Origin of the sequence: Rhodococcus sp. IEGM 1379, from assembly GCF_030056815.1 — a bacterium.
In the GTDB taxonomy this organism is placed as follows: domain Bacteria; phylum Actinomycetota; class Actinomycetes; order Mycobacteriales; family Mycobacteriaceae; genus Rhodococcus_F.
In genome coordinates this window covers 1-270 of record NZ_JASHKR010000217.1, presented here as the reverse complement: position 1 = coordinate 270, position 270 = coordinate 1, and the positions used below count along the sequence as shown (strand labels likewise).

Here is a 270-nt window from a genome sequence, read left to right as displayed (position 1 = left end):
CATGCGCACGCTCACCCCGATCCTCGATCTGATCGAGAACGGTAACCCGGGCTTCATCGACATCCCGTCGCTCGGCTATCTCGCGAACGTCAACATGGCTCCGGGTCGCCCCGGCTCGGATCTGCGTGTTCGTCAGGCAATGGCGCTGGCCATCGACCCGGAAACGCTCAACACCCGCGTCAACAACGGCAAGGGTCTGCCCGGTCAGGAAATCTTCCAGGACACTTCGCGTTGGAACAACGACGTCGCACCGATCGGTGTCGACTCGGC

The 270-nt window shown here is 62.6% G+C and carries 1 protein-coding gene; it reads left to right on the top strand.

What is annotated here, in order from left to right:
• Positions 1–270, top strand: a 270-nt coding sequence (locus QM600_RS29570) for an ABC transporter substrate-binding protein (protein WP_349307296.1), incomplete at both ends; no start/stop codon positions are given.